Consider the following 8,408-nt stretch of genomic DNA (forward strand, 5'->3'; position numbering starts at 1 on the left):
GAACTCGGCTTCCGGGCCGAAATAGACCACGTCGCCCACGCCCGAGGACTGGACATAGGCCAGGGCCTTCTTGGCCATCGAGCGGCTGTCGCGGTTGTAGGGCTCGCCCGTGTCGGGGCTGAGGACGTCGCAGAACAGGAACAGGGTCGTCTGCTGATAGAAGGGGTCGATATAGGCGCGCGTCAGGTCCGGCTTCAGCAGCATGTCGGACTCGTTGATGGCCTTCCAGCCGGCGATCGACGAGCCGTCGAACATGGTGCCTTCTTCAAGGAACTCTTCATCGACCATGCCGATGTCGAAGGTCACGTGCTGCAGGCGGCCGCGCGTATCGGTAAAACGGATATCGACGTACTGGACGTCTTTGTCCTTGATCTCTTGAAGGATCTTTTGGGCGGCGCTCATGCTCGAAGTCCTGTGGGTTCGGGGAGGAGAAGGAACGAAAAGCGGCCGCCCGGAAGGGGCGGCCGTGGTGGGTGTCAGATGGCCTGAGCGCCGGTTTCGCCGGTGCGGATGCGGATCACGTCTTCCAGGGTGGAGACGAAGATCTTGCCGTCGCCGATCTTGCCGGTGCGGGCCGAGGTCTGGATGGCGTCGATCACGGCTGGAGCCAGATCGTCGGCGACAACCACCTCGATCTTGATCTTGGGCAGGAAGTCGATGACGTACTCGGCGCCACGATAAAGCTCGGAATGGCCTTTCTGACGGCCATATCCCTTGGCCTCCAGCACGGTCATGCCCTGCACCCCGATATCCTGGAGCGCATCCTTCACTTCATCCAGCTTGAACGGCTTGATGACGGCTTCAATCTTCTTCATGGCGAGTCCCGAGCCGGCTCCCTTGGTTGGTCCGACGCTCGGGGGGTAAAGGGACATTGCATTGCACAATAAGGCAAGCAATTTTCGAGCGCAGAGGCGATCCGTGAACGGAATTCGATCATGAACCCGATCAATGACCCCATGGCATGGCAAGGCCGGCTGCCCTGGCCCGGCGCGGAGGCGCACAAGCACGCCCGAGGCCGCCTCGGCGTGGTGTCCGGCGGCGCGTCATCGACGGGCGCTGCGCGGCTGGCGGCGCGGGCGGGCCTGAGGATCGGCGCGGGGCTGGTGAAGGTCTTTTGCCCGCCCGACGCGGCGCCTGTTCTGGCGCCGACGCTGGAGGCGGTGATGCTGGCCAGCTTCGCCACAGCCGAGCAGTTGGCGACGCTGGCCCAACCGATGGACGCCGTGGTGATCGGGCCCGCTGCCGGCCTCACCGAGGCGACGGGGGCCAATGTGGCGGCGCTGGCGCGAACCGGGGCGGCACTGGTCGTCGACGCCGACGCCCTGACCCTGTTCCGAGACCGGCCCGGCGACCTGTTCGCCTGCCTGGACCGTGACGACGTCCTGACCCCGCATGAGGGCGAGTTCGAGCGGCTCTTCCCTGGCCTGCTGTCCGAGGGGCGCGAGAAGGCGGCTGTGGAGGCCGCTGAGCAGGGGGGATGTATCGTGGTGCTGAAAGGCGCCGCCACCGTCATCGCTACGCCAGACGGACGCTGCGTCGTCAACGGCAACGGCTCGCCCTGGCTGGCGACGGCGGGCAGCGGCGACGTTTTGGCGGGGATGATCGGCGGGCTGCTGGCTCAGCATATGGACAGCTTCGACGCGGCCTGCGCAGCGGTCTGGATGCACTCGGACGCCGGGCGGCGGTTCGGGCCAGGACTGATCTCTGAGGATTTGCCGGATCTGATTCCGACGGTGCTGGCCAGCCTGTATCGCGGCTGACGACCTGTGGTGCGGATGAGAGGACTCGAACCTCCACGCCTCTCGGCGCCAGAACCTAAATCTGGTGCGTCTACCAGTTCCGCCACATCCGCATAGGTAGGTCGATGCCTGTAGGCGAGGCCGTGGGATTGGGCAATCGTCATCGCCGTCGAGCACGAAAAAAAGGCCCCGGATTTCTCCGGGGCCTTTTCTGTCTTGGAGACTGATCCGGGGATCAGTCCTTCTTGTTGTCGACGCCGTGGCCGAGGGCTTCCACGGCCGTTTCCAGCGTGGTGTCCTCGGTGATGTCGATGCCCTTGGCCAGCTTCGAGTGAGCGAAGCCGTAGAGGCCGTAGATCAGGGCGCCGACGACCGCATAGATGCCCAGGATGGTCAGGGGCAGCGGGTTGTCGTTCAGGGCGTGCTGAACCATCGGGACGAAGTTGAACGAGGCCAGCGCCAGGCAGGCCAGGATGCCCAGGACCGCGGTGACGATGCCGCCCGGGACCTTGAACGGACGCTCCATCTCGGGGTGCTTGATGCGCAGGACGATGACCGACAGGCAGACGATGGCGAAGGCCGTCGCCGTGCCCAGCGACACCAGGTCGCCCAGGATCGAGATCGGCAGGAAGGAGGCCGCGATCGCGATCACGATGCCCAGCAGGATGGTGCCGATCCAGGGGGTGCGGAACTTCGGGTGGATGGTGGCGAACACCTTCGGCAGCAGGCCGTCGCGGGCCATGGTGTAGAAGATGCGCGTCTGGCCGTAGCAGAGCACCAGCATGACCGAGGACAGGCCCGTGACGGCGCCGATCTTGATCAGGAAGGCGATCAGGTTCATTTGGCCGTTCGGCGCGACGGCCAGCGGCACATTGGCCCATTCCAGACCCATGCGGTCGATGGCGACGGCGATCGGAGCCGGCGAGGCCAGTTCCAGATAGGGAACCACGCCGGTCATGACGGCGGCCACGGCCATGTAGATCAGGGTGCAGACGAACAGGGCGCCCAGGATGCCGACCGGTACGTCCTTGGACGGGTTCTTAGCTTCGGCTGCTGCAGTCGAAACGGCCTCGAAACCGACGTAGGCGAAGAAGATGATCGACGCGCCGCGGAAGATGCCGCCGACGCCGAACTGGTCCCAGGTCGCGCCTTGAGCCGGGATGAAGGGCTGCCAGTTGGCCGGGTTGATGTACTGGATGCCGACCGTGATGAAGGTCAGCAGGACGATGATCTTGATGACGACGATGGCGTTGTTGATGTTCGCCGATTCCGACACGCCAAGCACCAGCAGGCCGCAGACGGCGGCGATGCCGATGGCGGCGACCAGGTTGAAGGTGCCGGTCATCGGGAAGCCCGCATCCGGACCGCTGGCGACATACTGGATCAGCGGGGTCGCCCACTGGGGTCCTTCACCGCCGGCGAAACTTATTGTCGGGAACAGACTGGCGCTCAGGCCGAAGTCATTCAGGATCGACACGACGTAACCGGACCAGCCGACCGCCACGGTCGAGGCCGCGACGCCGTATTCCAGCACCAGCAGCCAGCCCATGATCCAGGCGAAGACCTCGCCCAGGGTGCCGTAGGCGTAGGTGTAGGCCGAGCCCGAAACCGGCATGGTCGAGGCCAGTTCCGCGTAGCAGAGGCCCGCTAGACCGCAGGCGATGCCGGCGATGACGAAGGAGAACATGATGGCCGGACCGGCGTGAGCCGAGGCGACCTGACCCGTCAGCACGAAGATACCGGCGCCGATGATGGCTCCAATCCCCAGGCTCATCAGGTTCATCGGGCCCAAGGTCCGTTTCAGCTCGCTCTTGGCGGCTTCTTTCTGGATCTGAGCAATGGACTTTTTAAGGAATAGCCGGTTGCCGGCTGGCTTAACGCCGTCTGCGGACATGAAGTCGCGCCCCCAATTACGCAACGACCCCTCCCGGGTCGTCTTCTTGGGAGCGGACGCTAACCATCCAGAGGGCCGCGCGCAACGCGGTTTCGGTTGGATGAAGCGCAGACGACGCTTTCGTGAACCGGGGCGTTGCGGCTAGAGCGCATGTGATGTTGCCGATTCACGCCGTACTGGAGCCGCTGATGGCGGCGCTGAGCGCGACCAACGCGGTCGTGCTGGCCGCCCCGCCAGGGGCGGGCAAGACCACGGTCGTGCCTTTGGCCCTGCTGGATCAGGCCTGGCTGGGCGACCAAAAGGTGCTGGTGCTGGAGCCGCGCAGGCTGGCGGCGCGTGCGGCGGCGGACCGCATGGCGGCAAGCCTGGGTCAGAAGGCGGGCGGAATTGTCGGCTATCGCACGCGGCTGCAAAGCCGGATCGGCCCCGAGACACGGATCGAGGTCATCACCGAGGGCGTCTTCACCCGGATGATTCTCGACGATCCGGCGCTGGACGGCGTCGGCGCGGTGCTGTTCGACGAGTTCCACGAACGCAGTCTGGACGCCGACCTGGGCCTGGCCCTGGCTCGAGAGAGCCAATCGGTGCTGCGCGAGGACCTGCGGCTGCTGGTCATGTCGGCCACGCTCGACATCGTTGGAGCGTCCAAACTCCTGGACGACGCGCCCGTCATCGAGGCCCAGGGGCGGATGTTCCCGGTCGAGACCCTCTATCTGGGCCGCAACGCCGCCGAGCGATTCGAGGACGCCGCAGCGCGCGCGGTCATTCAGGCGTTGGGCGAGCAGACGGGTTCGGTGCTGGTCTTCCTGCCGGGGCAGGGCGAGATTCACCGGACGGTGCAGCGCCTGAATGAACGGCTGCGCGATCCGGCCGTCGACGTGGTCGCCCTGTACGGCGCGCTGGACAAGGGCGAGCAGGACCGGGCCATCGAACCGGCCCCGCCTGGACGGCGCAAGGTGGTGCTGGCGACCTCGGTGGCGGAAACCAGCCTGACCATCAAGGGCGTGCGGGTGGTGATCGACGGCGGCCTGTCGCGCGTGCCCCGGTTTGAGCCGTCCAGCGGCCTGACCCGGCTGGCGACGGTCAAGGTCAGCCGGTCTTCGGCGGAGCAGAGGCGAGGCCGCGCCGGTCGCATCGAGCCGGGCGTCTGCTACCGCCTGTGGGACGAGGAACAGACGCGTGGCCTGGTCCCGCATCAGCGCCCGGAAATTCAGGAAGCCGACCTGACCGCCTTCGCGCTGGACCTGGCGCGCTGGGGGGCCAAGTCGGTCGAGGGACTGGCCCTGCTGGACCCGCCGCCCGCTGGGACGCTGGCCGAGGCGCGGAAGGTGCTGACCCGGCTGGGCGCGCTGGACGCCAAGGGCGACCTGACGGCGCACGGGCGGCGGTTGACCCGTATCCCCCTGCCGCCGCGACTGGCGCACATGGTGGCGGTCGCCTCGGATCAGGACGACGCCTTGGGTGGGGCAAAGATCGCGGCGGTGCTCAGCGAGCCGGGGCTGGGCGGGAACGCCGTCGATCTGCACGACCGGTTGAAGGGGCTGGAGCGGGACCGTTCGCCAAGGGCGCGCGACGCGATGAAGCTGGCCGAGCGCTGGGCGCGGGCGGCGGGGGGCGGTGACGGCGGCGAGGTGGACGCGGGCCTGCTGCTGGCCGAGGCCTTCCCCGAGCGGATCGCGCGGGCGCGCGGCAAGCCGGGCGAGGTGCTGCTGGCCTCGGGGCGCGGGGCCTTCCTCGATCCGACGGAACATATGGCGCGCGAGCCCTGGCTGGCGGTGGCCGAACTGGGCGGCGGCGAGGCGCGCGACCGCATCCGGCTGGCGGCGGCGCTGGACGCCACGACGCTGGAGGCTGACCTGGCGCACCGGATCGAGGTCGAGGATCGGCTGGCGCGCGAGCCTTCGGGCAAGCCGGTGATCCGCCGCATCCGCCGCATCGGCGCCCTGGTGCTGGACGAGAAGGTCGTGGGCGCGCCGGATCCGGCCACCATGACGGCTGCGCTGAAATCAGAGATCGAGGCGGGGGGGCTGTCGGCGCTGAACTGGGGCGAGCAGGCAGGGGTGCTGCGGGCGCGGCTGGCCTTCCTGCACGGCTTGGATGTGACCTGGCCGGATGTGTCGGACGAGGGGCTGCTGGCCCTGCGCGAGGACTGGCTGTGGCCGTTGCTGGACGGGGCGCGGTCTCTGGGCGACATCGGCGACGGCAAGCTGGCCGAGGCCCTTCGCGGCCTGATCCCCTGGGACTTGCAGCGCAGGCTGGACGAGTTGGCGCCGCCGCGCCTGATTACATCGCTAGGCAGCGCCGCCATCGACTACGCCGCCGAGGGCGGGCCGCGCGTCGAGATTCGGGTGCAGGAGTTGTTCGGGGTGAAGACCCATCCGATGGTCGGCGGCGGGCGCGTGCCCCTGACCCTGTCCCTGCTGTCGCCCGCCCGAAGGCCGGTGCAGGTGACGAAGGACTTGCCGGGCTTCTGGGCCGGGTCGTGGGCGGCTGTGCGCAGCGAGATGCGGGGCCGTTATCCTCGCCATCCCTGGCCGGAAGACCCGGCCAACGCCGCGCCTACCAACCGGGTCAAGCCGCGGGGAACCTGAGGCTCCGCTTGACGGAGGTTGGCGGCGCACCGCAAGGACCGTGCATCAACGCAAGGATTTCGTGTGGCCAACGCTGCTATTTCACCGCCTGTCGCCTCCAAACGGAGAATTCTGTTCGCCAGCCTGATCGGCACCACGATCGAGTTCTTTGACTTCTACATCTACGCCACGGCGGCGGTGCTGGTGTTTCCGGCCCTCTTCTTTCCCGGCGAGGACGCGACGACGGCCATGCTGTCGTCCTTCGCCACCTTCTCCATCGCCTTCTTCGCGCGGCCGGTCGGGGCGGTCGTCTTCGGCCATTTCGGCGACAAGGTGGGGCGCAAGGCCACCCTGGTGGCGGCCCTGATGACCATGGGGCTCTCGACGGTGGCCATCGGTCTGCTGCCGACCTGGCACTCCGTCGGCGTGATCGCGCCCCTGCTGCTGGCCCTGTGCCGGTTCGGCCAGGGGCTGGGTCTGGGCGGCGAGTGGGGCGGGGCGGTGCTGCTGGCGACCGAGAACGCGCCGCCGGGCAAGAAGGCCTGGTACGGCATGTTCCCGCAGTTGGGCGCGCCGATCGGCTTCATTCTGTCGACCCTGAGCTTCATCATCCTGACGGCGACCCTGCCGAACGAGCAGTTCCTGAACTGGGGCTGGCGCATTCCCTTCATCGCCAGTTCGCTGCTGGTCTTCGTCGGCCTGTGGGTGCGGTTGCGCATCACCGAGACGCCGGAATTCAAGACCGCGATCGACAAGGCCGAGCGCGTCGAGACGCCGATCCTGACCCTGCTAGCGCGGCACAAGTTCGCCCTGCTGACCGGGACGCTGGCCGGGCTGGCCACCTTTGTCCTCTTCTACCTGATGACCGTCTTCGCCCTGGGCTGGGGCACGACGGCAATGGGCTATAGCCGCGAGCAGTTCCTGCCGATCCAGTTGCTGGGGGTCTGCTTCTTCGGACTGTTCATCCCGCTGTCGGCGCTGGCGGCGGATCGCTGGGGGCAGGGGCGGACCCTGCTGACCACGTCCATCGCCATCGCTATGTTCGGAGTGGCGTTGGCCCCGTTGTTCGGGAGCGGCGGGCTTTTCGGGGTGGTGGTCTTCTTCATCATCGGCTTCAGCCTGATGGGCTGCACTTACGGGCCGTTGGGCGCGGCCTTGGCGCGGCCCTTCCCGACGGCGGTGCGCTATACAGGCGCGTCGATGACCTTCAATCTGGCGGGGATTTTGGGCGCGTCGCTGGCGCCCTTCGCGGCGACCTGGCTGGCGGGGCGCTACGGGCTGAAGGCCGTCGGAGCCTATCTGGCGGTCGCCGCCGTCCTGACCATCCTGGCCCTGCTGGGCATGAACCGGATCAAGACCGACGGCGAGGTTTAGGCCTAGATGTCCGTGCCGCAGGCCGCGTCGGTCACGGCATAGACCATGATGCCGGTGGCGATGGCCAGGTTCAGGCTGTCGGCCCGGCCGCGCATGGGGATCTTGACGTTCAGGTCGCAGGCGGCGGCCAGTTCGTCGGTCAAGCCAGCCTGTTCGTTGCCCATCATGATCAGGGCGGGGTGCCGCACAGGGCTGTCGCGATAGCCGTGTTTGGCGTCCAGGCGGGTGCCGATGACGCTGCCCGGCCATTTGGCGCGCCAGGCCAGGAATTCCTCGCGCGTCGCCTTGCTGATGGTGACGGCGAAGACCGAGCCCATGGTGGCGCGCACGGCCTCGACCGAGAAGGGATCAACGCAGTCGCCGATCAGGATTACGCCGCCGCAGCCTGCGGAATCCGCCGTGCGTATGATGGTGCCGAGATTGCCCGGATCGCGCACCTGCTCCAGCGCCACCCAGCAGGGTTTGGCGTCGGGCTGGATGGCGTCCAGCGGGGTATAGACCTGCTCGAACACGCCCAGCACCGTCTGCGGATTGTCGCGACGGCTGATCTTTTCGAGGATGGCGTGGGTGACGACGATGATCTGGCCGCCGGCCTTGATCGTCTCGGCCTTGGCGCGACCCAGCAGGGGATGAGGGCGGGCCTCGTCGCCGACCAGCAGCATGACCGGGGCGCGGCCCTGATCCAGGGCCTCGCCGATGAATTTCAGACCCTCGGCCAGGAAGCGGCCGGTCAGGTCGCGTTCCTTGCGCATGTGCAGGGCGCGGACCGACTTGATGGTGTCGTTGGTCAGGGAGGTGATGACGCGCTCGACCATGTCAGGCGCTCCAGCG

The 8,408-nt window shown here is 67.5% G+C and carries 7 protein-coding genes and 1 tRNA gene; 3 read left to right on the top strand and 5 right to left on the bottom strand.

The features are described 5' to 3' along the window. Both VGE49_RS10405 and VGE49_RS10410 read right to left on the bottom strand, forming a co-directional pair. Nucleotides 1-402: glutamine synthetase beta-grasp domain-containing protein (locus tag VGE49_RS10405; RefSeq protein ID WP_331034486.1), on the bottom strand; the 402-nt coding region annotated here is incomplete at its 3' end. Nucleotides 403-476: 74 nt separating this feature from the next. Further along, entirely contained in the window at nucleotides 477-815 is a 339-nt protein-coding gene (locus tag VGE49_RS10410) for a P-II family nitrogen regulator (protein ID WP_331034487.1), read from the bottom strand. A gap of 120 nt (nucleotides 816-935) precedes the next feature. Between VGE49_RS10410 and VGE49_RS10415 the strand changes: the two genes are divergently transcribed. Next, a complete protein-coding gene (locus VGE49_RS10415) occupies nucleotides 936-1,760 on the top strand; it encodes an NAD(P)H-hydrate dehydratase (RefSeq protein WP_331034488.1) in 825 nt (274 codons plus the stop codon). A 7-nt stretch (nucleotides 1,761-1,767) separates the two neighbouring features. Here the strand turns inward: VGE49_RS10415 and VGE49_RS10420 are convergent. Both VGE49_RS10420 and VGE49_RS10425 read right to left on the bottom strand, forming a co-directional pair. Further along, nucleotides 1,768-1,852, bottom strand: a tRNA-Leu gene (locus VGE49_RS10420). Nucleotides 1,853-1,974: 122 nt separating this feature from the next. Further along, entirely contained in the window at nucleotides 1,975-3,633 is a 1,659-nt protein-coding gene (locus VGE49_RS10425) for an amino acid permease (RefSeq protein ID WP_331034489.1), read from the bottom strand. Between the two features lie 155 nt (nucleotides 3,634-3,788). Between VGE49_RS10425 and hrpB the strand changes: the two genes are divergently transcribed. Further along, on the top strand, nucleotides 3,789-6,224 hold the full coding sequence (gene hrpB, locus VGE49_RS10430) for an ATP-dependent helicase HrpB (RefSeq protein WP_331034490.1): 2,436 nt from the start codon (nucleotides 3,789-3,791) through the stop codon (nucleotides 6,222-6,224). A gap of 63 nt (nucleotides 6,225-6,287) precedes the next feature. Then, on the top strand, nucleotides 6,288-7,577 hold the full coding sequence (locus VGE49_RS10435) for an MFS transporter (protein ID WP_331034491.1): 1,290 nt from the start codon (nucleotides 6,288-6,290) through the stop codon (nucleotides 7,575-7,577). A 2-nt stretch (nucleotides 7,578-7,579) separates the two neighbouring features. On the opposite strand, the gene VGE49_RS10440 is transcribed toward VGE49_RS10435, so the two are convergent. After that, nucleotides 7,580-8,392 carry a TrmH family RNA methyltransferase gene (locus tag VGE49_RS10440; protein ID WP_331034492.1) on the bottom strand — a complete coding sequence of 271 codons (813 nt, stop codon included), beginning with the start codon at nucleotides 8,390-8,392 and terminating at the stop codon, nucleotides 7,580-7,582. Between the last annotated feature and the right edge of the window lie 16 nt (nucleotides 8,393-8,408).

It is taken from the genome of Brevundimonas sp. (assembly GCF_036405315.1).
Classification (GTDB): Bacteria; Pseudomonadota; Alphaproteobacteria; order Caulobacterales; family Caulobacteraceae; genus Brevundimonas.